The organism is Caballeronia udeis (genome assembly GCF_044909315.1).
Taxonomy (GTDB): Bacteria; Pseudomonadota; Gammaproteobacteria; order Burkholderiales; family Burkholderiaceae; genus Caballeronia; species Caballeronia udeis_A.
The window spans coordinates 127,091-150,174 of record NZ_JBIYEB010000007.1; the positions used below are offsets into that span (position 1 = coordinate 127,091).

22 protein-coding genes are annotated in these 23,084 nt (G+C 61.6%); 9 read left to right on the top strand and 13 right to left on the bottom strand.

What is annotated here, in order from left to right; all coding sequences use genetic code 11:
- Nucleotides 1–11: 11 nt before the first annotated feature.
- The 8 genes from ABH944_RS13965 to ABH944_RS14000 all read right to left on the bottom strand — a co-directional run bounded on the left by ABH944_RS13965 (nucleotide 12) and on the right by ABH944_RS14000 (nucleotide 6,611).
- On the bottom strand, nucleotides 12–893 hold the full coding sequence (locus ABH944_RS13965; protein WP_404607102.1) for a YihY/virulence factor BrkB family protein: 882 nt from the start codon (nucleotides 891–893) through the stop codon (nucleotides 12–14).
- A gap of 186 nt (nucleotides 894–1,079) precedes the next feature.
- Nucleotides 1,080–2,522: an alpha,alpha-trehalose-phosphate synthase (UDP-forming) gene (otsA, locus tag ABH944_RS13970; RefSeq protein WP_404607104.1), complete on the bottom strand. Its 1,443-nt coding sequence runs from the start codon at nucleotides 2,520–2,522 to the stop codon at nucleotides 1,080–1,082.
- Between the two features lie 200 nt (nucleotides 2,523–2,722).
- The gene (locus ABH944_RS13975; protein WP_404607106.1) at nucleotides 2,723–2,983 is read right to left on the bottom strand and encodes a hypothetical protein; all 261 of its coding nucleotides are present in this window, start codon (nucleotides 2,981–2,983) and stop codon (nucleotides 2,723–2,725) included.
- A gap of 170 nt (nucleotides 2,984–3,153) precedes the next feature.
- On the bottom strand, nucleotides 3,154–3,441 hold the full coding sequence (locus ABH944_RS13980) for a hypothetical protein (protein ID WP_404607107.1): 288 nt from the start codon (nucleotides 3,439–3,441) through the stop codon (nucleotides 3,154–3,156).
- Between the two features lie 340 nt (nucleotides 3,442–3,781).
- The gene (locus ABH944_RS13985) at nucleotides 3,782–5,188 is read right to left on the bottom strand and encodes a sigma-54-dependent transcriptional regulator (RefSeq protein ID WP_404607109.1); all 1,407 of its coding nucleotides are present in this window, start codon (nucleotides 5,186–5,188) and stop codon (nucleotides 3,782–3,784) included.
- A 334-nt stretch (nucleotides 5,189–5,522) separates the two neighbouring features.
- A complete protein-coding gene (locus ABH944_RS13990; protein WP_404607110.1) occupies nucleotides 5,523–5,783 on the bottom strand; it encodes a hypothetical protein in 261 nt (86 codons plus the stop codon).
- Nucleotides 5,784–5,859: 76 nt separating this feature from the next.
- On the bottom strand, nucleotides 5,860–6,177 hold the full coding sequence (locus ABH944_RS13995; protein WP_404607112.1) for an ElaB/YgaM/YqjD family protein: 318 nt from the start codon (nucleotides 6,175–6,177) through the stop codon (nucleotides 5,860–5,862).
- 101 nt (nucleotides 6,178–6,278) lie between these two features.
- Nucleotides 6,279–6,611 (bottom strand): hypothetical protein, encoded by a 333-nt coding sequence (locus ABH944_RS14000; protein ID WP_404607114.1) that lies wholly within the window; start codon nucleotides 6,609–6,611, stop codon nucleotides 6,279–6,281.
- A 525-nt stretch (nucleotides 6,612–7,136) separates the two neighbouring features.
- On the opposite strand from ABH944_RS14000, the gene ABH944_RS14005 reads away from it, so the two are divergent.
- The 3 genes from ABH944_RS14005 (at nucleotide 7,137) to ABH944_RS14015 (ending at nucleotide 9,543) form a co-directional block, all read left to right on the top strand.
- Nucleotides 7,137–8,207, top strand: a complete 1,071-nt coding sequence (locus tag ABH944_RS14005) for a sigma-54 interaction domain-containing protein (protein ID WP_404607115.1) — start codon at nucleotides 7,137–7,139, stop codon at nucleotides 8,205–8,207.
- A gap of 269 nt (nucleotides 8,208–8,476) precedes the next feature.
- Nucleotides 8,477–9,031, top strand: coding sequence for a hypothetical protein (locus ABH944_RS14010; RefSeq protein ID WP_404607117.1), 555 nt, complete (start codon nucleotides 8,477–8,479; stop codon nucleotides 9,029–9,031).
- Nucleotides 9,028–9,543 carry a hypothetical protein gene (locus tag ABH944_RS14015; protein ID WP_404607118.1) on the top strand — a complete coding sequence of 172 codons (516 nt, stop codon included), beginning with the start codon at nucleotides 9,028–9,030 and terminating at the stop codon, nucleotides 9,541–9,543. The genes ABH944_RS14010 and ABH944_RS14015 overlap by 4 nt, the downstream gene beginning before the upstream one ends.
- Nucleotides 9,544–9,724: 181 nt before the next feature.
- On the opposite strand, the gene ABH944_RS14020 is transcribed toward ABH944_RS14015, so the two are convergent.
- On the bottom strand, nucleotides 9,725–11,059 hold the full coding sequence (locus tag ABH944_RS14020; protein ID WP_404607120.1) for an ABC transporter ATP-binding protein: 1,335 nt from the start codon (nucleotides 11,057–11,059) through the stop codon (nucleotides 9,725–9,727).
- Nucleotides 11,060–11,182: 123 nt separating this feature from the next.
- Nucleotides 11,183–12,976, bottom strand: a complete 1,794-nt coding sequence (locus ABH944_RS14025; RefSeq protein ID WP_404607122.1) for an ABC transporter permease — start codon at nucleotides 12,974–12,976, stop codon at nucleotides 11,183–11,185.
- A 708-nt stretch (nucleotides 12,977–13,684) separates the two neighbouring features.
- On the opposite strand from ABH944_RS14025, the gene ABH944_RS14030 reads away from it, so the two are divergent.
- Both ABH944_RS14030 and ABH944_RS14035 read left to right on the top strand, forming a co-directional pair.
- The gene (locus ABH944_RS14030) at nucleotides 13,685–15,361 is read left to right on the top strand and encodes a sensor domain-containing diguanylate cyclase (RefSeq protein WP_404607123.1); all 1,677 of its coding nucleotides are present in this window, start codon (nucleotides 13,685–13,687) and stop codon (nucleotides 15,359–15,361) included.
- A 117-nt stretch (nucleotides 15,362–15,478) separates the two neighbouring features.
- Nucleotides 15,479–15,742: a double-stranded DNA-specific endonuclease gene (locus ABH944_RS14035; RefSeq protein ID WP_050381213.1), complete on the top strand. Its 264-nt coding sequence runs from the start codon at nucleotides 15,479–15,481 to the stop codon at nucleotides 15,740–15,742.
- A gap of 66 nt (nucleotides 15,743–15,808) precedes the next feature.
- Here the strand turns inward: ABH944_RS14035 and ABH944_RS14040 are convergent, their stop codons facing one another.
- Both ABH944_RS14040 and ABH944_RS14045 read right to left on the bottom strand, forming a co-directional pair.
- The gene (locus ABH944_RS14040) at nucleotides 15,809–17,161 is read right to left on the bottom strand and encodes an ATP-binding protein (RefSeq protein ID WP_404607125.1); all 1,353 of its coding nucleotides are present in this window, start codon (nucleotides 17,159–17,161) and stop codon (nucleotides 15,809–15,811) included.
- On the bottom strand, nucleotides 17,145–17,867 hold the full coding sequence (locus ABH944_RS14045) for a response regulator (RefSeq protein ID WP_047896230.1): 723 nt from the start codon (nucleotides 17,865–17,867) through the stop codon (nucleotides 17,145–17,147). Before ABH944_RS14045 ends, ABH944_RS14040 begins: the two co-directional genes overlap by 17 nt.
- 219 nt (nucleotides 17,868–18,086) lie before the next feature.
- On the opposite strand from ABH944_RS14045, the gene ABH944_RS14050 reads away from it, so the two are divergent.
- A complete protein-coding gene (locus tag ABH944_RS14050; protein ID WP_404607127.1) occupies nucleotides 18,087–18,668 on the top strand; it encodes a Spy/CpxP family protein refolding chaperone in 582 nt (193 codons plus the stop codon).
- A gap of 367 nt (nucleotides 18,669–19,035) precedes the next feature.
- Here the strand turns inward: ABH944_RS14050 and ABH944_RS14055 are convergent, their stop codons facing one another.
- Entirely contained in the window at nucleotides 19,036–19,734 is a 699-nt protein-coding gene (locus ABH944_RS14055) for a pirin family protein (protein WP_404607129.1), read from the bottom strand.
- A gap of 697 nt (nucleotides 19,735–20,431) precedes the next feature.
- Between ABH944_RS14055 and ABH944_RS14060 the strand changes: the two genes are divergently transcribed.
- The 3 genes from ABH944_RS14060 (at nucleotide 20,432) to ABH944_RS14070 (ending at nucleotide 22,773) form a co-directional block, all read left to right on the top strand.
- Nucleotides 20,432–21,121, top strand: a complete 690-nt coding sequence (locus ABH944_RS14060; protein WP_404607130.1) for an ABC transporter permease — start codon at nucleotides 20,432–20,434, stop codon at nucleotides 21,119–21,121.
- A 138-nt stretch (nucleotides 21,122–21,259) separates the two neighbouring features.
- Nucleotides 21,260–21,973 (top strand): ABC transporter permease, encoded by a 714-nt coding sequence (locus tag ABH944_RS14065; protein WP_404607132.1) that lies wholly within the window; start codon nucleotides 21,260–21,262, stop codon nucleotides 21,971–21,973.
- Nucleotides 21,974–21,993: 20 nt separating this feature from the next.
- A complete protein-coding gene (locus ABH944_RS14070) occupies nucleotides 21,994–22,773 on the top strand; it encodes an ABC transporter ATP-binding protein (RefSeq protein ID WP_404607133.1) in 780 nt (259 codons plus the stop codon).
- Nucleotides 22,774–23,084 lie beyond the last annotated feature (311 nt).

Consider the following 23,084-nt stretch of genomic DNA (forward strand, 5'->3'; position numbering starts at 1 on the left):
GAGGGCGTTTTTTATCGCCAGCCGGAGACTCTTTGCGTGCGTCTGCGCGCGATCATTGCCGATACCTCCGCGCCCAGCAGGAAGACCGCCGCCGAGTAGTACAGCCACATCAGGATGATCGCAAGCGACCCTGCCGCACCGAAGGTATTCGCCGTGCCCGCGTGCTGCAGATAGAACGCAAAGAGCCGCTTTCCCCCCTCGAACAGCACCTCCGCGGTCAAGGCGCCGAGCGCGGCATCACGCCATTGCATGCGTGCGCTGGGCAGGAATTTAAGCAGCACCGCGAAAGCCAGCACCATCATCAGCAGGGAAATGGCGCGCTGCGCTACCGCCGCGATCAGAAAGGACGGGCCGCTCGTGCCCAGCACCCATTGACCGACCAGGACCACGAGGGCGTCGAGCACGAGCAACGCGACAATCAGCAAGGCCGCGCCCAGGACAAACGCGAAGGAGATCGCCCGGACTCGCAGAATCGCGATGATGCTGGCGCGAGTGCCGGTGATGGGCGCGGGCCAGATGACGTTGAGCGCGGTGTAAAGCGATGAAAAGGTCGCCGACGCCCCGACCAGCACGCCCACGCCCGACAAGATTGCAGTGCGCGTGGCTATATCAGCATGCCAGGCGTTGGCGACGATCGCTTCCAGGCCGTGCGCGGCGTCGGCGCCTACTATCCCGGCAATTTCACCGAACAGCCGCCCCTGGACCGCATCGGCGCCGAAGAAGATGCTCGCCACCGCGATGATGATCACCAGCGTCGGCGCCAGGGAGAAAGCCGCAAAAAATGCGATTGCCGCCGAAAACATCGCGCCGTGATCCTGCGACCATTGGACGATCGGGTCCTGTATCCAGGACCAGAAGGACTTTAGTCTTTGGTCTTTTGCTGCTGTGTTCAAGGCTTGGCGCTCCGCAAATATCGCTTCCGCGATGGTAGCGCGAATTTTAAGTTTGGCCGCGGCCGTCGGATTGGCGGGAATTCCGGCCAGTTTATTTAGTATTTCTGATTATTTTCCGCAAACAAAAAGCCCCGCGCCGTTTTATCGGTGCGGGGCTGGATTCGTCTTACGTTTTTATGTCTGCGTTCAGCTCGACGCGCGCGCCGGGCGTTTCGCCTCGGTCACTTGCCGCACCGCTTTCTTCGTGACCGACGCAGCCGTCGCCACGCTGCGCAAATCGCTCAGGAACGAGTCGCGCCACACCGACAGATTGTTCTCGCGCAGCGGCGCCATCATGTCCGTATGACGCGCCTGCCGTTCGGCGAGAGGCATGGACAACGCGCGCTCCAATGCCTCGGACATCTGCGACAGGTCGAACGGATTGACGACCAGCGCGCCCGGCAGCTGATCCGCCGCGCCGGCGAACTGCGATAGCACCAGCGCCCCCGGATCGGCCGGATCCTGGGACGCCACATATTCCTTCGCCACGAGGTTCATCCCGTCGCGCAACGGCGTCACGTACCCAACCTGCGACAACCGGAACAAGGCCATCAGCAAACTGCGATCGTACTTGCGGTTGAGATACTGGATCGGCGTCCAGTCGAGCTGGGCAAAACGGCCGTTGATGCGTCCGGCCTCCCCTTCCAGGTTCTGCCGGATGCGCTGGTACGTCTGCACGTCGGAACGCGTTGGCGGTGCGATCTGCACCATCGACACGCGCCCGTGCCACCCCGGCGCGTGCAGCAGCAACCGTTCGAATGCCTGGAAACGCTCGGCAAGCCCCTTCGAATAATCGAGCCGGTCCACGCTCATGATCAGCTTGCGGCCGCGCAAACTGTCGCGCAGGCTCTTCACCGGCTTGCGATTCGAAAATTGCTCGGCGGCCTTTGCAATGGCGTCCGGATAAATGCCGATCGGATAGGCCCCGACCTTCAACATGCGCCCGTGGGCCTGCAGCATCCCGTCTTCGCTGAGATGCCCCAACTGCCCGCGCTCGATGTAGTCGACAAACGACTGCTTGTCCGCCTCGGTCTGGAAACCGACGATGTCGTAACTGCACATCGCCTTGATCAGCTCTTCGTGCGGCGGCACGGTACGCAGGATCTCAGGCACCGGAAACGGGATATGCAGGAAAAAACCGATGGGATTCGTGATGCCCGCCGCCCGGCATTCCTGCGCGAACGGAAGCAAGTGATAGTCGTGCACCCAGATGATGTCGTCGGGTTCGAGCAACGGCTTGAGCTGTTTGGCCAGCGCCTCGTTGACCCGTGCGTAGCCTGCATATTCCTCACGATCGAACCGCGACAGATCGTTGCGATAGTGAAATGTCGGCCACAACGTCGCATTGGAAAAGCCGCGGTAGTACTGGTCGTAATCGCGCCGGGTGAGCCCGACGGTCGCATACGTCACGTTGCCGCGCTTCTCGATGACCGGCGCCGAGGCCTCGCCCACAATCTCGCCGCTCCAGCCGAACCACACCCCGCCTGTCTCCTTCAACGCGTCCAGAACTCCGATCGCCAAACCGCCTGCGGCAGGTTTGCCTTCCTGGATCGGCGCGACGCGATTCGATACCACGATCAATCTGCTCATTACTGCTTCACCTCATCAGTTGTCGTTGCTCGTTCGAATTGACCGACATAGCAACGCAAGACACGTGCCTTTTTTACAATTTGGAAAATAAAAATTGTGTATAAATGTGACAGACGAACGAAAACACGCGACGATAACGCGCCACGCAGAAGATTTTCATGGTGACGCGCATCGCACGATCTGGCTGCTTCAGGCCCGGTTCAGGCGTCTTGCTCGGACCCGAGATCCCGCTGGTAGTCGATTCCTTCCTTCCGGATGCCGCCCTGGTTATGGTCGCCGTCCGGCGGCACGCCCGGCGCCGGGCGGTTCTGCCCGGCTGGATCATGCAACGGCGGCACGGCGCCTGGATCGGCCGGATCGGTTGGAACAGCAGCGTCGGCTGGGATCATTTTGGCTGGATCGGGCCGCGGCTCACGCTTCGACGAATGGCGTGCTGAACGACGGAGTGCGGGGTGCCTCATGGGTGCCTCCAGGAAAGAAGGCCGTCGGAGAAGTGGTCGGCGGCAGATTACCAACAAAATCCTGCAGAAACGACCGGACTCAATGCTTAAACCCGGTCATTCTTGCCTAATGCGTTGTAATGCCTACAGCGGCGATGAAATATGTTCACAGCCTCTGCTAGCGAGCGGTTTCAATGCAGCGTGCCCGGAACCTGCGGCGAAACATGCGGCGTTTCGTTCGGCCCCGGAGGCGGATCGCCGATCGGTTGACTCGGCGGTGACGGCGGCTCGCGCGTCGGGTCGGGAATCGTGTCCGGGGGTTCTTGCGGCGACGGCGGCGGCGGCGTATCGGGATTGAATGGCGGGTCGGGCGGCTGCGGTGTCTGAGCGCGGACTGGCGTGAAGTACGCCGGCCACACAATACGCGACACATGCAGTACGTTCCGGGATTGGCGTTGATGCGAGACGAGATCGGTCATGGCGGGCCCCCTGGATCTTATGATGATGACACTCGTTCGGATCGGGCGCAGCGGCCAATCCGGCCAAGGACTCTCGAGCCGGGCTCCATGCCGGCGCGGTAGCGCACCGCCGGCGAGCCAGGCCATTGCGTCACAGCAAAGGCCATGCCCCAGGTTCAGGTCCCTCTCATTCAACCCATGGGCCTTGAAACATTATCGGCGCTGCATTCGCGCGCACCAACGAAAATCGCCCGTCCAAAGCGGACATCTTTCGAAGTCCCAATGACACGGGCGTCTCACGCATTCACTGCACGTCGCCGGCGACTACGCCAGCGATTACATCGACAACAAACCCTGACCCTCAGGGGCCACCCGCGTCGGCATCGCCTACTTCGCTGGCTTCGCTTAGCGCCGCCTTGTTCGCTGCGTCCTCGCCGTACTCAACCAGCCGGTTGTACAGCGTCTTCAGGCTGATCCCGAGAATCTCCGCGGCACGTGTCTTCACGCCGCCGCACTGTTCAAGCGTGGCGAGGATCAACTGGCGATCCGCTTCGGCGAGCGACGTGCCGAACGCGATGGTGACAGCCGTTCCCGCCGATGGCTTCGCCAGCGAGATCTGCAGCGGCACGGTCGCGGTACTGTCCGACTCCGCGCCCGACATGATGTACGCGCGCTGCACGTAGTTCTTCAGCTCGCGCACGTTACCCGGCCACGGATACGACGCAAGCATGTCGCGCACCGAAGCCGGAAACGTCTTCTTGGTGTTGTAGCGGGAATTGAGCTCGTCGAGGAACGCCTGGCCCAGCAACTCGACGTCCGTGCCGCGATCGCGCAAAGGCGGCAGGTTGATCGGGAAGACGTTGAGCCGGTGATAGAGGTCGAGCCGCAACTTGCCTTCGAGCACCGCCTGCTCCGGGTCGCGATTGGTCGCGGCGATCAGGCGTACATCCGTCTCGAGTTCTTTCGTTGTACCCACCCGCATGAACATGCCGGTCTCGAGCACGCGCAGGAGTTTCACCTGCAGTTCGATCGGCATCTCGGTGATTTCATCGAGGAACAGCGTCCCTCCGTTCGCGCGTTCGAAGTAGCCCTTGTGCTGACGATCCGCGCCGGTGAACGAACCGCGCTCATGCCCGAACATCTCGGACTCGATCAGGTTCGGCGAGATTGCTCCGCAGTTCACCGCAATAAACGAATGCTTGCGACGCAGGCTCAACTCATGAAGCGTCTGCGCCGCGACTTCCTTGCCCGTACCCGACTCACCGATCAGCAGGACCGACGCCGCCGTGGGCGCTACCCGGCCGATCTGGTCGTAGACCGTTTGCATCGCTGGCGAATTGCCGAGCATGAGGCCAAAGCGGCCCATGCGGCGCAATTCGCCACGCAACGTGCCGATCTCCGCCTTTAGGTCGCCGGGACGCGGCAGACGGCTCAGGATCGCCTTCACGCGTTGCATGTTGATGGGTTTGACGAGGTAATCCGTCGCACCCATCTTGAGCGCGCTGACCGCGGACTCCACCGTGGCATGTCCGGTGATGACGATGATTTCCACGCCGGATCGGGGATCGAGATCCTCGAACAGGTCCACGCCCAAACCATCGGGCAACTTGAGGTCGGTGAATACGACGTCCGGCGTCTGGCGCACAAGCTGAATCCGCGCTTCGCGCAGATCGCCCGCCGTAGCTGTCGTCAGTCCGTCTTCGCCGATGATCGCGGCTAGTGCCTCGCGGGTACTGGGATCGTCATCGACAATCAATACGTGTGGCATGCGTCTCGAATTTATCCAAAGCGTTGAGGGTCACACGGCGCAGAAAGCGTCGTGGAGGTCTCTGGGACGGTGCTTATAAGAGCAGTACGCCGCCAGGCCGAATGCGCACTGAGAGAAACTCAAGTACGCCGAAAGATGAAAGTCTTTCCGGTTTCGCGAATGGCGCCTGACTGCATCGCGCAATTATTGCCATATAGCGAACTTATTACTATGAGTTAGTCGATTATAAGGCTTTATCAAGATGAAACGCACGCCGGGGCGTGCGTTTCGAATAACCCATTCATCTCGTCGATCCGGGCTCGGCTGAGTGCCGAAGGGCAGATGCGTGCCTGTATCAGCTATGCGGAAAATGCCATGCTTCCGGCGTGCTGCCGAGTGCGCCGTTGCCCAGGCCGTTCGACGGCTTGACCGGCGCCGCAGGCGTAGCACTTGAAGCGCTGGCAGGCGTGACGACCTTGCCGCCCTCGCCTTCCCAGCGATGTAGTTCACGTGCTCCGCGTTTTGCAGCGTCGCGCTGCGCTTGCGCCCATCGCCAGGCAAGGACGCTGCCTATGGCGAACAACGCACCGAACAGGCCGAGTTTGGGTCGTGCCATTGTGTTTCCTCCGTTTATCGCGGTTGGAGTGGTTGGAGCGGTTAAAGCAGTTGGAGCGCTTACGACGCTCAGGCGGTTATCGCGAAACCAGGATGCCGGCCAGAAAGCCGATGCCCGCAGCAATGCCCAGCGCCTGCCACGGGTTGTCGCGCGTGTATTGCACCGTGCCGTCCAGGCTCGCGCGATACCGCTCCTGCGCACTGGATTGCGCTGTTTCAAGCGCGATGCGCGCCGCATCGACGTGATCCCGGAGGCGCGTGCGCAGCGCGTCAACCCCTTCGGCGGGTAACAACGCACTGAGCCGGACGAGCTCTTCCGAATCGTTCAGCAAGACCTTGATGTCTTCGATGACCTTTTGCTTGCCCAGCGACATCTGGGCTGTGGTTTGACTCATGTTATGAAACCCCTTGCCATTAACGTGATCGACGTCGTCAGCTTTAGTCACCTCACCGACGTCGAATACCTATGATGAATGTGCCGTCGCGTGCGCTCGCGTCATGATGCCCGGGTATCCAGCGGCGCCTGATGTTCCGCACGCCGCAGCCGCATCGCTCGCAGCATGGCGCCTAGTGCAAGCACGCCACCGAGCGCCGCGAACACCGCACTCGTGACGCTCGCTGCTCGCGTCAGCGTCGGTGTGCCGGCAGCGCACGCCATCACCGTGCACATCAGCGCGGTCACGAGCGCGACGGCGGCCCAGTGATAAAGATTGATCGGTTCGGCCGCCACGAGTTCCGGACGTCCTGCCGAGCGCTGCGGCACTCGAGCCCGGCGAACGGGACGCACGCGCTGCTGCACGGGAATGTCGAAATGAAGGGAATCTTCCATGGCTTGGTGCCGGAAACCGGCCTTTCAATTGCAGATGCCACCCATAGACGCAGGTTTCGTTCCATCCCGGTCCAAGCGCATACGGTGGTGACAATGGCCCTCCGCCCGTGTGCAAGCGGACCTTCTGGACAACACGTCTGACGCGTAACAATTACGTCTGCCGTCAGTAATTTTCAGACGATATCGGTGAAGCTTTCCGGCTTGTCACCCACGTTTTTCAATTCGTATGCAGATTCATGGATGCAATTGCGCGACAAAGGACAAAGAAGGGCAAAGCCCACGCAAAGCACATTGCCGCTGGGTCGTTACGGATGGTTAAATACGGTTTATGAGATAAGCCGCATGCACGCACCGGCCCCAAAAATAACGGACCAGGTGCCCGTCGAACGATGCTCCCCCACTCGAGCGGCAGTCAAACCGGCCTGCCATCTGACTGGCGGTGACCGCCTCGACCTTGCGGCGCCGCCTTGTCTTCCGTCAGCGGCAAAGCTGTCGCTCGAACCACATTTGCAGGACAAAAGACTCATGGCGTCAACCGATCTGGACTCGCCGGCCGTCGCCTCCGGCGACACGCCATCGCAAAAAAAACGCAACGCGGGTGAAATTGCCGGGCTGAAATCGTATGGACTTCTGTACGGCTCATCGCCCGTGATGATGGAGCTGTATTCACAAATCGAACGCGTAGCCGCAACCGATGCCACCGCGTTGATCATCGGTGAATCGGGAACGGGCAAGGAACTGATTGCCCGCACGATCCACGACCAGAGCGCCCGTCGCGATGCCCCGTTCGTTGCCGTGAATTGCGGCGCGATCCCCGATAACCTCATCGAACCCGAACTCTTCGGCCACGAGAAAGGCAGCTTCACGGGCGCCGTGCAGGGACGCCTCGGGTACTTCGAGCATGCGAACGGTGGCACGCTGTTCCTCGACGAGGTGACCGAGATGTCGCCGGTTCGACAGGTCAAGCTGCTGCGTGCGCTGGAAACAGGAACGTTCTTCCGCGTGGGCGGCAATGACCTGATTCACTCCGATGTCCGCGTGATTGCAGCGACCAATCGTGATCCTATCGTGGCGGTCAAGGAGAACGGCTTGCGAGAGGACTTGATGTATCGGCTCGCGGTGTTTCCGCTGCGCGCACCGCCTCTTCGTGAACGCGATACCGACCGCGAATTTCTCGCGCAGCATTTCCTCTCGGAGATGAATGCGCAGGAAGGCACGAACAAGTCGTTCAGCAAACGCGCGCTCGACATGCTGCGCACGTACTCATGGCCGGGCAATGTGCGCGAGTTGAAGAACACCGTGTACCGCGCGTTCATCCTGGCTGAGAAGACGGTGGAGATCGCGCATCCTCACCTGGCGTCGCGGGTTAAAAAGCCGGTCACGCAAGGCGATGCGATGAACGTATGGGTCGGCACGCCACTCGCCGATGCGCAGAAACAGATCATCCTCGGCACGCTCAAGCATTGCGGAGGAGACAAACGCCGCGCCGCCAAGGCGCTCGGCGTGAGTCTCAAGACGCTGTACAACCGTCTCGGCATGTACGAAAACGAAGGCGGCGACGCGGATTCATCGACGTCGGCAGGCACGGAAAGCTAAGTCTCAAACAAGCCGGTGAGTCCTGGTTCGACTCATCGGCTTATCCCCCAGCGACTCGCTCATCAGCGATGATTGTCACGATAGTTTTTCATTTTCCGCACTACGTTCCCCGCATTTGCAATTTCTTGCAAATTTCTTTGCCCCTCATCTCTCTGCGTCCTTCAAAATGCGCGGGCGCTCCTATTGCTTAGTGTTCCTTCAGTGCAGGCACAGGCAAGCCGGTTGTCGTTTATCGAAAGAATAAGGAAAGGCGAGGAAGGTACAGCACTATGCAGAAAATGATTCACCGGCGTCCCCCCCACGCCGTTGCACTGACAACGCTCCTGATTGGAGCAATTGCATGCGCCACCCTCTCGGGGTGCAGCTCCTTATATACCGAGTCTGCCGTGGCTGGCGCCGGTGTAGGTGGCGCCGCTATCGCCAGCAGCGTGACCCGCAATGCCGCGGTGGCGACCGGCATCGGTCTTGGCGCCGTTGCTGCAGCGAAAGCCGGCGTTCAGTACAGCGAGCGCGTGATGCACACCTATACCCAGGACCGGATCGCCGGCGCAGCCGGGCCGCTTGCCGTAGGGGCGGTAGCGCCGTGGGCCGCGGTGCATACCGTGCCTATCGAACCGGACGAGAAAGGCCGCGTGACGGTCAGCCGTGTCATCAGTACCGGTACGCTCGATTGCAAGGAGATCGTCTTCTCCGTCGATACCGACGCCACCAAGGATCATCCCGCCGACAGCGGCTTCTACGTAGCGTCCATCTGCCGTGACGGCCAGACCTGGAAGTGGGCGTCGGCGGAACCCGCCACGCCGCGCTGGGGTGCGTTGCAATGAGGCCCGGCCTCAGCCTGATGCTCGCGGCCGGCGTGGCGGCGAGCTGCGTTCTGGTGAGCGGCTGCTCGTCTATTGGCGCCGCGGCCGGCGCGGTCGCGGGTGTATCCACCGGTGCGGTCACCAGCAATCCGGCGATTGGTTTCGGCGTGGGTATCGCGGTCCAGGCCGCCACCGACGAAGCCGTCAATCGCCTGATGAAGCGCCTGCACAGCGACCAGCAGATCGCCATTGCGACGACTGCAGGGGATCTGCCGATCGGCGAAACGAAACCCTGGAGCGTGAAACATACGCTGCCGGTAGAGAACGGTCATGGCGACGTGCGGGTGCTGCGCGAATTCAGCAGCGCACTGGCTACGTGCCGTGAGTTCGCGTTCTCGGTGGCTGACGGCGACAAGCCGGACGCGCATGAGGACTGGTTCCTCGCCCAGGCGTGCAAGGGCAATGACGAAAGTGGCGGCTGGAAGTGGGCATCGGCGGAACCGGCCGTGGAGCGCTGGGGCAACCTGCAGTAGCAGCTAGCCGTCGCCGATGCAAAAGGCGCGTCGCTTACGTTGTTGCGCCGTGCACGCGCGCGCTCCGGTTCACGACCACGTCCGATGAAGCCCGTTCTCGGCAGGCACAAAAAAACGCGGCGTCCGTTTCCGGATCAGCCGCGTTTTCTCGCGCCAACTGGCGCCCTTCAATTTCCCCGCATCAGGACTCGACGTCTTCGAGGCTGAAAATTTCGGTCTGGTCGTTGTACGAGAAGATCTCGCCGTAACGGCCCCAGTTGATCACCGCGTCCAGCGTTTCCTCGGCGGCGCTATCGGAGAGGAAATCTTCCAGCTCCTGCTCGAAACGCACGCGCGGTGCGCGATGCCCCGGCCGTTCGTTCAGCACCTTCTTGATCCGTGCGGCGAGCGGCACGTGCCGCAGCAGATGCTCCGCGAACATCATCTTGCGTTCCTGCGTGCCGAACTCGGCGAACACGCGCGCCGGCGGGGTCAGGAAGATGTCGCCTTCCCGCACATCGGCGAAACCCAGGTGCTGCAGCACTTCGGCCACCGGGAACAGATCGTCCACTTCCAGATGCAGCGACCGCGCGATCTCCGGCATGTCGGCGCGGCCGTGGTACGGCTCGGCGGCAAGCGTTTCGATCAGACCGGCCATCAGGTTGGTCGACACCTGCGGCAGCCAGCTGCTCAGCTCCAGGCCCTTCTTCTTCCCTTCGTCAAGTTGACGCGCGGTCATCTTGGCGTAGATGTCATCGACCAGGCGGCGGAATGCCGGGTCCAGCCGGTTGCGCGGATGCGCGAACGGCACCTTGATCTCTGCGATCACCCGCCCCGGATTGGACGACAGCACCAGGATCCGGTCGCACATGAACACCGCTTCCTCAATGTTGTGCGTCACGATCAGCACCGACTTGATCGGCATCTTGCCCTGCGTCCAGAGATCGAGCAGGTCGGTACGCAAGTTCTCGGCGGTCAGCACGTCGAGCGCGGAGAACGGCTCGTCCATCAGCAAGAGCGTGGGGTCGACTACCAGCGCACGCGCAAACCCCACGCGCTGGCGCATGCCGCCCGATAACTCGCGCGGATACGCGTTCTCGAAACCGTCGAGACCGATCAGGTCGATTGCCGCCAGCGCCCGTTCGCGCCGCACCTTAGCCTGCACGCCCTGCGCCTCCAGCCCCGCTTCCACGTTCTGCAGCACGGTCAACCACGGAAACAGCGCGAAGGTCTGGAAGACCATGGCCACGCCCTTCGCCGGGCCATGCAACGGCTCGTTCAGATAGGTGACCTCGCCGCCTGTCGGCTCGATCAGGCCGGCGATGATCCGCAGCAGCGTTGACTTGCCGGAACCCGAACGACCCAGCAACCCGACAATCTCGCCTTCGTTAAGCGTCAGGTTGACGTCTTCGAGCACGAGCAGTTCGCCCTGCGTCTTGTTGAAGCCCCGGCTGACGTCGTGGACCCGCAGGATTTCCTGGCCGCGGCGCGGCGGTGTCGGCGGCGTTTGGGTGGTCGTATTCGTCTGCGTTGACATAGGCGCTCGCGTGTTGCTGATTACGGAAATTTCACGATGGGGCCGCTGGCGGCGGGCATTCAGTCAGTTACCGGTTCGCGCCGGATAAACGGCCGGATAGCGGTCGGATGAGTGGCGTCCGACTCAGTCCAGCCTCAGACGCGATTCCGCATAAGCGAACATCGGCCGCCACAAGAGCCGGTTAAAGAGTGTTACGAACAGCGACATCACGGCAATGCCGAGAATGATTTTCGGATAATCGCCGTCGGCCGTGCTTTGCGCGATATACGCGCCGAGCCCGTGCGCCACGATCTTGGTATTGCCCCATGACACCGCTTCGGCAACGATACTGGCGTTCCACGCTCCACCCGACGCGGTGATCGCACCGGTCACGTAGTACGGGAAGATGCCCGGCAAGATGGCCTGGCGCCACCACTGCCAGCCCTTGATCTGGAAATTGGTGGCCGCTTCGCGGTAATCGTTCGGATACGACGTCGCTCCGGCAATCACGTTGAAAAGGATATACCACTGCGTGCCGAGCACAATCAGCGGCGAGAGCCAGATATCCGGATTCAGGTCGAACTTCACGATCACCACGACAAACACCGGAAACAGCAGGTTTGCCGGGAATGCGGCCAGGAACTGCGCAATCGGCTGGATCTTCGCGGCCAACGCGGGCCGCAGGCCGATCAGCACGCCCACCGGTACCCAGATCACCGAAGCCAGCAGAATCAGCACCATCACGCGAAACAACGTGATCAATCCCAGCCAGATGACGTGCCAGACTTCCCCCCACGTGACGCCGGTACTCACAAAAACCGTCACCTTCCACACCACGAACACCGTCAGCGCGAGCACGACAGTGGCCCACGCAATGTCGCCGGCACGGGACGGATTGCCAGACTTGCCGCGCGCCCCAGGGGGTGAGCCTACAAGGGCGCGAGCTATCGGGAGCTTCGGCAGGCGGCCTTGCAGCGAGGGCAGCTTCAGCGGCACCCGCGCCATCTTGCCGATCATCCAGCCCGCCGGTACCAGCAACCGGTGAATCAAACGCGTGCGGCGAATCAGGTCGAGCAGCCACGACTCCGGCACGTTGCCCGAGCTCGTGTTTTCCATGCGGAATTTATCGGCCCAGGCCACCAGCGGACGGAACATGAGTTGATCGTAGGCCAGGATCACAATGGTCATTGCCAGGATCACCCAGCCGATTGCGCCGAGATTGCGCTCGCCAATCGCCGTCGCCAGATAAGCGCCAATGCCCGGCAGCACGATGGTGCGGTTGCCGACCACAATTGCTTCGGAGGCGACCACGAAGAACCAGCCGCCGGACATCGACATCATCATGTTCCAGATGAGGCCGGGCATCGAAAACGGCACGTCCAGTTTCCAGAACCGCTGCCAGTTGGTCAGGTGAAAACCGCGCGAGACTTCATCGAGATCGCGCGGCACGGTGCGCAGCGACTGATAGAAGCTGAACGTCATGTTCCACGCCTGGCTCGTGAAGATCGCGAAGATCGCCGCCAGTTCCGCGCCGAACACGCGCCCGGGAAACAGGGCGAGGAAGAACGTGACGGTGAACGAGATATAACCGAGCACTGGCACCGACTGGAGAATATCCAGGATCGGCACGAGCACCATGGACGCCCGCCGGCTCTTTGCCGCGAGCGTGCCGTAAATCAGTGTGAAGACCAGCGACGCCACCATGGCTGCCAGCATGCGCAAGGTGGTGCGCAACGCGTATTCGGGAAGGTTGGCCGGGTCGAGCGAGATGGCCTGGGTCTGTAGCGTCGAGATGGGCGCCAGCGTCTCGTGGAAGCCGACTACGGTCAGCGCGAGCACGCAGATAATCAGTGGGAACGCGACGAAGTCCCAGCGATTGGGCAATAGACGCCACGCTGAAGCGTTCGCCGTTCGAGTCAGGTTAAAGCCAAAATCCATTCCACGCCCTTCCCGTTGAGGCTCGTTGCAGCAGGCTACCGTTGCGTGAGGCGATGGTAGCCGCTTATGTTCTTGTTTTTAAGCGAATACTCCGCTTTTCTTTCATCCGCCGCGCCCGGCTCGGGTACGAAGAGTACAAATACGCTCGCCTACCCTCGCCTACTCTTTACGCCGGAGGGGTTCCGTGCGGCCCGGGACTGCATATAGCTTGATCATTTCAGAAACGCACGACAGTACACCAACCTTCATTTCAGGCACAACCTCTTCCCAGGGGATTGAAGCGTGTTCATATTGCTGCGTCCCACCTCGGCACTTCCCTGGCTAAACGCCTAACCCGCTGCAGACGTGGACACGCCGTTCAGAAAAGCGCGCTCACGCCGATAACAGCTTGATGGCCGGGAGAAAACGTCGTCCAATCGAGGCGTAGAGGCGTGCCCCGGGCAGGTGAACCGGAGCGAACCCGGGCAGATCGGACTGCGTGAGATCACAACGGGTCTGGACAGGTCACCACGGGTCACACCAGGGCACAAGCGCAGCGAACAAGGCATGAGTTGCAGCTGAAGCCGGTTCCGGCCTTCAGCAACGGCGTTTGGCGAACTACCGGCATATGCGCGGCGCTTGCCCGGTAAGATGCTCACATGCAGGTAAAACACTCATAACATGCTCGTTGCGCCAGGTTGCGCCACAGTGAGACAGGCCAGAGGATAGATGAACAAGACAACCTTCCACCGCGCCATCGCGACGCTCGCCTTCGCGTTGCTCGCATGCGTGTGCTGGGTTGCCGCCGGAATGGTGTCGGACCGAATGGTACAGCAAGAACTGGCCACGTCGGTACGGGTCGAGCAGCAAATGGCCGCATCGATTGTCGACAACACCGCGCAGATCATTGCCAGCGACCTCGCCATGTCCCGGGCGATTCCGGCCACCATCGCCGAAATGGACATGATCCAGCTCGCGCTCGCCCAATCCCATGGTTCCACTGAAGAAAGCACACTGACCGAGCCCGAGCGGCGGGCCAGGTGGCTCGCCGTGCCGGCGCTCGCCAAACTCGACAATTTCCTGCGCAACGCCCGCGGTTTTACGGGTCTCGACTACGTGTGGGTCGTCAATAGCGAGGGTTTTTGCGTGGCGTCGAGCAATGGCCTCGACTCGAACAGCTTCGTCGGCACCGACATGCGCATGCGCAGCTATATCCAGAAAGCGCTGCTCGGCGCGTTCAACGAAACCTACGGCGTGGGCAGGATGAGCGGCGACCCCGGCATTTTCATCGCCACGCCGGTGTATCGCGACGGTTTCCTGGTGGGCGCGGTGATCGCGAAAGTGAGTGTCGACCGGTTGCGCCACTGGGTGGCGCGCGCGGGCACGTTCGTCACCGACAACAACGGCGTGATCGTCATGGCTCACGAAAGCCGGCTCGAAAACCAGGTACTGCCCGATTCGCCCGTGCTACGGATGTCGCGGGCGCAGCGGATGGATGCATATAGACGGGTCGACTTTCGTACCCTGCCGATCACGAACATCGGGGACCGGGTGCGCGCGGATGCGCCCTGGCTGCCGCCTGCGATCGCGAGCACATTTTTCAGCACTGGCAACAGCATCGCGCCGTCTCTCTACGACGAACGTACCGGCCTGAACTCGGGGCTGGCCGCGCATATTGTCCATCCGCTGCCGAACTGGGCGGAAATCGTGAGCAATCAACGGCGCGACCGGCTGCTGGTGTTCCTGACGGCACTCGGCGTGAGCCTGCTGGCCATTGTGATCACCGTGTCGTACCTGCGCGAACGGCGGTTGCATCGGGCCACGCGTCATCTGGCCAACCAGTTGCAGTCGGCCAATGCGCTGCTGTCCGCCGAAGCTCGCCACGACGCGCTGACCGGGGCGCTGTCACGGCGCTATTTCCTCGATACCTTGCGCCGCGAAGTCGATCTGGCGCGCTCGGCGGGCGTGCCGATGTCGGTTGCAATTGCGGATCTGGATCACTTCAAGCAGGTGAACGACCGCTTCGGCCATGCCACCGGCGACCGCGCGCTCGAACATTTCGTACGGATGTGCGAGGAGCAGCTGCGCGCAAGCGACGGTGTCGGGCGATTGGGCGGTGAAGAGTTTGGGCTGCTGCTGCCACAGACAACTCTCGCCGATGCCCACATGGTTCTCGAACGCCTTCGCAAGCGCTTCAACCAGGAGCATTGCGCCTATCTCCCCGATGACACCACGCTCAGCGTGAGCATCGGCATCACTGAACTGAGCGACGGAGACACCGCCGAAAACCTGCTCAAGCGCGCGGATCTGGCCTTGTATGCGGCAAAATCGGGCGGGCGCGACCGCAGCGAAGTGCGTCCGGCCGACACCCGGCCACCCATGCCGCGACATCCCGAAACCGCCTGACCCGAAGTCAAAACGGCATTTGGCGGAACATTGGCTGAAAGGCGGACTGCGGCAGCGGCACGACAGCAGGTATTATCGATCTTCGAGTTCGATATCTGCCGTTATCAGGAGGGGTGCATGAAGGGAAATCTGGTCATTGTCTGCCGCGATCAGGACGCTGAAGCATTCGATCACTTGCTGGCCGAGTATGGTGCGTTCCAGACGCGGCTCTCTTCTACCGCCTGGTATTTGCGTCTTGATGTCGCCCCCGAAGTGATCCAGGAGGAAATTCTGGCGCGGTTCGGTAAATACACCACGCATTATATTTTCGAGGCCGCGACGGTGACGTACAACACGGTCGACAGCGAAGCGGCTTCCGCGCTCAATACCTTGTTCGACTAAAGGTTCGCTCGCGCGGCGGGGTTCCGGCGGTGGCGCCGAACCCCGGCAGAAGGATCACACTGCGGATCACATCACGCGCGCTTCATGCAGCACGTCGCCGTGCAACATCTCGGCCGAGCGTGCCACTACGTCAAAAGGAAAGGTCATCACGACTTGCAGGCCGCCTTCGGCGCGATTGCCAATTTCGCACTCGCCGCCGGCCCGCCGCACCAGCCGCTCCACAATCGCCAGTCCAAGCCCGCTGTGGCCGCTGCCGCCACGCGCCGGATCGAGCCTCACGAACGGACGGGTGGCCTTGACCAGATCCTGCGCCGCGATCCCTTTGCCGTTGTCCATGACGCGCAACACCCAGCCGTTCGAGCCGCGCAGCGTTTCGATCACCACGGGTGGCGCGCCGTAGGCATGGGCGTTATCGAGCAGGTTCGACAGCAAGCGGTCAAGCGTGGCTGCGGGCAACGCAAAATCCCGCCCGGCCGTAAGCCGGGTCTGTACGGACGGCGCGCCCACCGTGACCGCGCGATAACTGCGCGCAATCCGCTCGCAATGCTGATCCACCTCGGCGGGCTCGCTGCGATCCGCGCCGTCATGCGCGAACACGAGGAACTGGTCGACGATATGCGCCATGGAATCCACGTCGCGCACCACGCCGTCCCGCAGTTTCGCCTCGTCCATCATTTCAGCCCGCAGGCGCAAGCGCGCAAGCGGCGTCTTCAGGTCGTGGGCGACGCCCGCCAGCATGACCGCGCGATCGCTTTCCGTCTGCTCCACTTCGCGCACCATCTGGTTGAAACCGTGGGTCAACTGCCGCAGTTCGCGGGGACCCCGCTCAGGCACCGGCGGAGTGGGTTCGCCCCGGCCGAAACGGCCGACAGCCTGTGCCAGCGAACGCAACGGCGTCTGTAATTGCCACGCAGCAAACAGCGCGGCCATCACGGCGGTGGAGAAAATAATCGCGAGCCAGAGCAGCATCCGGTCGCGCGAACGCGGCGGACGCAGAGGCTGGACCGGAACGACGATCCAGTTGGCGTCCTTCGCGCCTCGCACCCACAGGCGCGGCGGACCGCCCGGCTCGCCGATGCGAACGTCGGTGCCGTCAGGCAAACGATCCCGCAAGTCGTCGATAAACCGCCCGAACTGCGGCGGCACGCGGCTGGTATCGGCGTCGGTGATAGGTTTGGGAACGTCAGGACTGTTGGGCTCAACCACGCGAACGCTCGACGGCAGTGGCTGATCCGGTGCATTCGCGATGTGCTGGCGCACCGCGTCGACCAGGAACGCGGCCTCTTCTACCGCGTAGCGCGTTTGCGTCTGATCCCGCTCGAGCCGGATAACCGTGAACCATGCGACATGCGACAACACCAACACGCCGATGACCAGGACAACCAGCCGGCCGAACAGTGAATCAATGGGCCGACGCATTTTGCTCGCCGTCCGGCACGAACACATAACCGCGCCCGCGCACCGTCTGGATGAAGCGCGGCGTGGACGGATCGGTTTCGAGGATCCGGCGCAGACGCCACACCTGCACGTCGATACCCCGGTCCGTGCCGTCGTATTCGGGACCATGCAGCAATTCGAGCAGACGCTCCCGCGTCAGCGTGCGCATGGGGTGATTGACGAAAATCTTCAGCAATGCGAACTCGCTGCCCGACAGCGTGAGCGGGGTTTCGTCCTGATGAAGCGTGCGCGACTGGAAGTCGAGCCGGAACCGCCCGAACGAAAACGGTTCGCGCTGCTCGGGCGCCGCCGACGGAATCGTCCGGCGCCGGCGCAGCACCGCCTGCACGCGGGCCAGCAATTCGCGCGGATTGAACGGCTTGCCGAGGTAGTCGTCGGCGCCAAGCTCCAATCCGACAATGCGGTCCACGTCGTCCGCGCGCGCCGTCAGCATGATCACCGGGATGTCGTCGCCCGATGCCCGGAGCTTGCGCAGCGCGGTCAGTCCGTCCACACCCGGCATCATGAGGTCGAGCACGATCAGATCCGGGCGCTCGCGTTCGAGGCGCCGTTCGAGCGTACCCGCGTCATGCAGCACCGATACCTCGATGCCTTGCCGGACCAGATAGTCGCGCAAGAGGTCGCGCAGTTCAGCGTCGTCGTCGACGACAAGTATTTGAGTAGCCATGCGACGCAGTTTAACGCCTGCGCGCCGCCTCTACGTTGCAAATGCTTCGGAAACGTTTACTAGGTGTTACCGCGAAAGGCGAGAGTAAACCGGCGTAATAACGTGGTCCCCGCTCGTAACACGCGCTTTGCGGCGACTGTCTACGCTGTGTCTTACCGAAGGCGCGACCACCGAAACGGCGCCGCCAGATCGGCTCTGGAAATTAAAAAGGAGTAGACCATGTTGAAGCAGTCCCGATTCCTCGCCATTACCGCCGCTGCGCTCGCCCTCTCGATCGGCGCGGTCAACGCCGCGAGCGCCGCCGCGCCCGACGTGCCGCCGCCGGGAGGCCCGGGCATGATGGGCGGCCCCGGGGGCCCGGGCGGGCATCGTGGGGGAATGCAGATGAAGAAGGCGCTGGACAAGTTGCACAGCCAGCTGAACCTCAATGCAGACCAGGAAAAATCGTGGCAGGCAGCGCTTAACACCATGAAGCAGAATCACGAAGCCATGCGTGAGAGCCACAAGCAGATGCACGCCCAAATGGAATCAATGAAGCAGCAGCCCATTCTCGACCTGAACGCCATGTACGCGGCGCACCAGAAGATCGAGCAGCAGAATGCCCAGTTGCGCGACCAGACCAGCGCCGCGTGGCTGAACTTCTATAACACGCTGAACGACCAACAGAAGACCACGGTCAGCACGGCACTCAAGCAGCGCTTTGCAAGAATGGAAGCGCGCCGGGAAAAGATGCATGAACGCTGGGGTCAGCACGGCGGCATGCACGGTGCGCCGGCCGGGGCATCCGCCACCAATCCGTGAGCATGGTTTGAGGTTGGAGTCCGGGGCTGGTGATTGAGGCGGGGTAGCCCGCCGGTTCAATCGCCTCGCGCCGGACAGGCCGCTCCGATCAACCCTGGAGCGGCCTTTTTTTTGCATCGGCTTGGCGGTATTGCTTTTAGCGTGGAAGTCATGAGTGACACATATTGAGCAGACGGCGCAATAGGCGCGATACGCGACGATTTGTCCGGACACACCCGGGGCAATCGAAGCGCACCAGCCAACGCAAAAGGCCGCGGGATTACTTCCGCGGCCTTTTGTCGTTTTGTCGTCCTCCCCGGCCGAAGCCGGCAAAAAATCAGCCAGTGGCGTAGCGGTAACGCAGTAACCGCAGTAACCGAAATAACGCTTACGCCAAGTCGAACAGGATCACTTCAGCGCCGGTGCCCCGCTCCAGCGTGACCTTCGACACCCCTTCCAGCTTCGCGGCATCGCCGGCCACCAGCGCTTCGCCGTTCACCGAAATCGCGCCGCGCGCCACGTGTACATACACCCTGCGCCCGGTCGGCACGTCGAATTCCGCGCGTTCATCGCCGTCGAAAAGACCTGCGTAGACTTCGGCATCGGCACCCAGCTTCACCGCGCCGTCCCGTCCCTCCGGTGACGCGATTACCCGCAGCCGGCCACGCTTTTCGGCGTCGTCGAAACGCTTTTCCTCATAGCCCGGCGCATTGCCCGCGGCGTCCGGGATGATCCAGATCTGCAGGAAATGCGCGGTTTCAGTGGCCGAGCCATTGAACTCGCTGTGCCGCACACCCGTGCCGGCGCTCATGCGCTGGACATCGCCGGGACGGATGGTCGAGCCGTTACCCATGCTGTCCTTGTGCGACAGCGCGCCTTCGAGCACGTAACTGATGATTTCCATGTCGCGATGGCCGTGCGTCCCAAAACCCTGGCCACCCGCGACGCGATCCTCGTTGATCACGCGAAGCGCACCGAAATGCACATGCTTCGGGTCGTCATAGCCGGCGAAAGAAAAGCTGTGATACGAATCAAGCCAGCCGTGGTTAGCGTGGCCGCGTTCATTGGCGCGTCGAATTTCAAACATATCGAACTCCCGGTGATATTGCGATGGAGAGAATGTAAGGGCGCGCACCCCGCTCGACAACCGCCCGCGCGGGCACCACACCGTCCTGAAAATGCATGCAATCGCACCACTGCCCGCACACGACCGGGAGAATCGGGACAACAAGAGGCCGGGACCGGGACCCGGGCAAACGTCCTGGCGCATAGGTGGGCTTCGGGTAGAATACCGGCCTTTTCGAGGGTCAACGGGTGCCGAAGGTCCTAACGCCCCGCCGGAAAGCCACACGGGGAAAGCCGCATGGTGCGCCGCTGCAGGCTTCAGCCGATGTCGCGTTTTTTCGGATCCAAGGTCCTTGTCGACAAATCGCACCAATTTTGGACACCTAGAATAAGCACCGCCGAAGACGGTCGGCTGGAAGCAGTGCTCCCGGACGCGGTCGAGACGGCAGCGCCCGGAAGGGTCCGGTGGTGCGTGGAAAGACAGCAACAGGAATAGCGGCGGACAAAAGCAGCACGGCGGGGGAGGTACAACCTGGTACAAGCAGATACGACCAGGTACAAGCAGCAACAAGCGAGGCGAGAGGCCCGGGCTCACCGAACACCCGAAGCAGGCTGCCAGACGGCGGTTATGCGAATTCAGGCAAAAAAAGCGCGGCTGAACAGGCAACAGCAAAAACAGCGAAGGCCACGGCACACGCGCACGTCATCAAGGAATCACCATGTTTCTGCAAGGCTACGGGCCGCTTATCCTCTCGGGCACATGGCAAACCGTCAAGCTGGCGGTCTTGTCGCTCGTGTTCGCATTCGTGATCGGGCTCCTCGGCGCGGCGGCGAAACTGTCGAGAAACCGCATTTCGTCGGGCGTCGGCACGATCTACACCACCCTTGTGCGCGGCGTTCCCGACCTCGTGCTGATGCTGCTGCTGTTCTACAGCATCCAGATCTGGCTGAATCACCTGACCGATTTCCTGGGCTGGGATCAGATCGATATCGATCCGTTCGTCGCCGGTGTCATCGTGCTCGGTTTTATCTACGGCGCGTATTTCACCGAAACCTTCCGCGGCGCATTCCTCTCCGTGCCGCGCGGCCAGCTCGAGGCGGGCGCGGCTTACGGCATGACTCCGTGGCAAACCTTCTCGCGCATCATGTTCCCGCAGATGATGCGTTTCGCGCTGCCGGGCATTGGCAACAACTGGCAGGTGATGGTGAAAGCAACCGCGCTGGTGTCGATCATCGGTCTGGCGGACGTGGTCAAGGCCGCCCAGGACGCCGGCAAGGGCACCCTGCGGTTCTTCTTTTTCACCCTGCTCGCGGGCGCGGTCTATCTCGTGATCACCACGGTATCGAATCTCGTGCTGATGTGGCTTGAAAAGCGCTACTCGTCGGGCGTGCGCAAGGCCGACCTGTAGCCATGAAAAGCCACCTGCGGCCGAAAGCAGCCATAGCCGGCACGCGGCGCATCTGTTCCTGCGCCCGCCACGCCCTCGCCTGAAGAAGAACACAGCGAACCCAGACACCACCCAAGCAACTCCCACGCGGCGGAATCCATGCTCGAAATCATCCAGGAATACTGGCGCAACTATTTGTTCACCGACGGTTATCGCATCACCGGTCTTGCCATCACCATGTGGCTGCTGGTTGTATCGATCGTGCTCGGATTCTGCCTGTCGATCCCGTTGTCGGTCGCGCGGGTATCGAAGAACAAACTCCTGTCGCGCGGCGTCTGGATCTATACGTATATCTTCCGCGGCACGCCGCTCTACGTACAACTGCTGCTCTGCTACACGGGCCTCTACAGCCTGCAAGTGGTTCGCGACCACGTGCTGCTCAACCAGTTTTTCCGCGATGGCATGCACTGCACGCTGCTCGCGTTCACGCTGAATACCTGCGCGTACACCACCGAAATCTTCGCCGGAGCGATACGGGCGACGCCCTATGGCGAGATCGAAGCGGCACGCGCGTACGGGATGTCCTCGTTCACGCTCTACCGCCGCGTGATCCTGCCGTCGGCACTGCGCCGGGCGCTCCCCTACTACAGCAATGAAGTGATCCTGATGCTGCATGCGACCACCGTCGCGTTCACCGCCACCGTGCCGGACATCCTCAAGATTGCCCGCGACGTGAATTCCGCTACGTATCAATCATTCCAGGCGTTCGGCATTGCCGCCCTGCTTTATCTTTGCATCTCGTTCGCGCTCGTGTGGCTGTTTCGCCGTGCTGAGTACCGCTGGCTCGCTTACTTGCGGCCGCAGGGTAAATAAGCCTCAAGGATCGGCACATCATGAACACAGTGGCATCCAAGCTTTTCGTCGATGACCTGCATAAGCAGTACGGCGACAACGAAGTCCTGAAGGGCGTCTCGCTAAGGGCGAAAGCCGGCGATGTAATCAGCGTCATCGGCTCGTCCGGGTCGGGCAAGAGCACGATGCTTCGCTGCATCAACTTCCTGGAGCAGCCGAACCAGGGCCGGATTTTTGTCGATGGCGAGGAAATCCGCACGCTCAAGGACAAGTACGGCGCGCTGAAAGCGGCTGAACCCAAACAGTTGCAGCGCATGCGCACGCGTCTGTCCATGGTGTTCCAGCACTTCAACCTGTGGTCGCACCTGAGCGTGCTGGAAAACGTGATGGAGGCGCCATTGAAGGTGCTGGGATTGTCCAGGCAGGAAGCGCTCGACCGCGCGCGCACCTATCTTGAGAAAGTGGGCCTCGCACCGCGACTGGAACAACAGTACCCGTCGCACTTGTCGGGCGGCCAGCAGCAGCGTGTGGCTATCGCACGAGCGCTGGCAATGCACCCGGACGTCATGCTCTTCGATGAACCTACCTCCGCACTTGATCCCGAACTGGTGGGCGAGGTGCTGAAGGTAATGCAGACGCTTGCCGAGGAAGGCCGCACGATGATCGTGGTGACGCACGAAATGGCGTTCGCCCGCAACGTGTCGAATCACGTGGTGTTCCTGCATCAGGGACGCATAGAAGAAGAAGGACATCCCGACGCAGTTTTCGGCCACGCCCGCAGCGAGCGGCTCAGGCAATTCCTGTCGGGTAGCCTGAAGTAAAACTACAGAGCAGCCACTTTGCAAAACCGAAAGCGCCCAGACGGGCGCTTTTTTAGTTTGTATATCTAAACACGCAAACGTTTTTAAGCCGCCGGTGTATAAACCTCGCGCGCATCGTCCGTCAATAGAGGCAATCCATAGCGTAGAGAGTAAAAATCCATCACATCCTTATTCCGTAAGGGTTTGCGGAATTTTTCACCTACCTCGTGCAAACCCGCAACACACCAACCATTGCATTTTCGAGACAGAAAATGGGTTGACAACAATTTTCTTGGCGGCACAAAGGTATTTTGCTAAATTAGTAATCAAAG

Excerpts from the sequence above, each read along its gene's own strand:
- otsA (WP_404607104.1), bottom strand. The coding sequence starts at position 2,522 with ATGAGCAGATTGATCGTGGTATCGAATCGCGTCGCGCCGATCCAGGAA.
- ABH944_RS13975 (WP_404607106.1), bottom strand. The coding sequence starts at position 2,983 with ATGAGGCACCCCGCACTCCGTCGTTCAGCACGCCATTCGTCGAAGCGT.
- ABH944_RS13980 (WP_404607107.1), bottom strand. The coding sequence starts at position 3,441 with ATGACCGATCTCGTCTCGCATCAACGCCAATCCCGGAACGTACTGCAT.
- ABH944_RS13985 (WP_404607109.1), bottom strand. The coding sequence starts at position 5,188 with ATGCCACACGTATTGATTGTCGATGACGATCCCAGTACCCGCGAGGCA.
- ABH944_RS13990 (WP_404607110.1), bottom strand. The coding sequence starts at position 5,783 with ATGGCACGACCCAAACTCGGCCTGTTCGGTGCGTTGTTCGCCATAGGC.
- ABH944_RS13995 (WP_404607112.1), bottom strand. The coding sequence starts at position 6,177 with ATGAGTCAAACCACAGCCCAGATGTCGCTGGGCAAGCAAAAGGTCATC.
- ABH944_RS14000 (WP_404607114.1), bottom strand. The coding sequence starts at position 6,611 with ATGGAAGATTCCCTTCATTTCGACATTCCCGTGCAGCAGCGCGTGCGT.
- ABH944_RS14005 (WP_404607115.1), top strand. The coding sequence starts at position 7,137 with ATGGCGTCAACCGATCTGGACTCGCCGGCCGTCGCCTCCGGCGACACG.
- ABH944_RS14010 (WP_404607117.1), top strand. The coding sequence starts at position 8,477 with ATGCAGAAAATGATTCACCGGCGTCCCCCCCACGCCGTTGCACTGACA.
- ABH944_RS14015 (WP_404607118.1), top strand. The coding sequence starts at position 9,028 with ATGAGGCCCGGCCTCAGCCTGATGCTCGCGGCCGGCGTGGCGGCGAGC.
- ABH944_RS14020 (WP_404607120.1), bottom strand. The coding sequence starts at position 11,059 with ATGTCAACGCAGACGAATACGACCACCCAAACGCCGCCGACACCGCCG.
- ABH944_RS14025 (WP_404607122.1), bottom strand. The coding sequence starts at position 12,976 with ATGGATTTTGGCTTTAACCTGACTCGAACGGCGAACGCTTCAGCGTGG.
- ABH944_RS14030 (WP_404607123.1), top strand. The coding sequence starts at position 13,685 with ATGAACAAGACAACCTTCCACCGCGCCATCGCGACGCTCGCCTTCGCG.
- ABH944_RS14035 (WP_050381213.1), top strand. The coding sequence starts at position 15,479 with ATGAAGGGAAATCTGGTCATTGTCTGCCGCGATCAGGACGCTGAAGCA.
- ABH944_RS14040 (WP_404607125.1), bottom strand. The coding sequence starts at position 17,161 with ATGCGTCGGCCCATTGATTCACTGTTCGGCCGGCTGGTTGTCCTGGTC.
- ABH944_RS14045 (WP_047896230.1), bottom strand. The coding sequence starts at position 17,867 with ATGGCTACTCAAATACTTGTCGTCGACGACGACGCTGAACTGCGCGAC.
- ABH944_RS14050 (WP_404607127.1), top strand. The coding sequence starts at position 18,087 with ATGTTGAAGCAGTCCCGATTCCTCGCCATTACCGCCGCTGCGCTCGCC.
- ABH944_RS14055 (WP_404607129.1), bottom strand. The coding sequence starts at position 19,734 with ATGTTTGAAATTCGACGCGCCAATGAACGCGGCCACGCTAACCACGGC.
- ABH944_RS14060 (WP_404607130.1), top strand. The coding sequence starts at position 20,432 with ATGTTTCTGCAAGGCTACGGGCCGCTTATCCTCTCGGGCACATGGCAA.
- ABH944_RS14065 (WP_404607132.1), top strand. The coding sequence starts at position 21,260 with ATGCTCGAAATCATCCAGGAATACTGGCGCAACTATTTGTTCACCGAC.
- ABH944_RS14070 (WP_404607133.1), top strand. The coding sequence starts at position 21,994 with ATGAACACAGTGGCATCCAAGCTTTTCGTCGATGACCTGCATAAGCAG.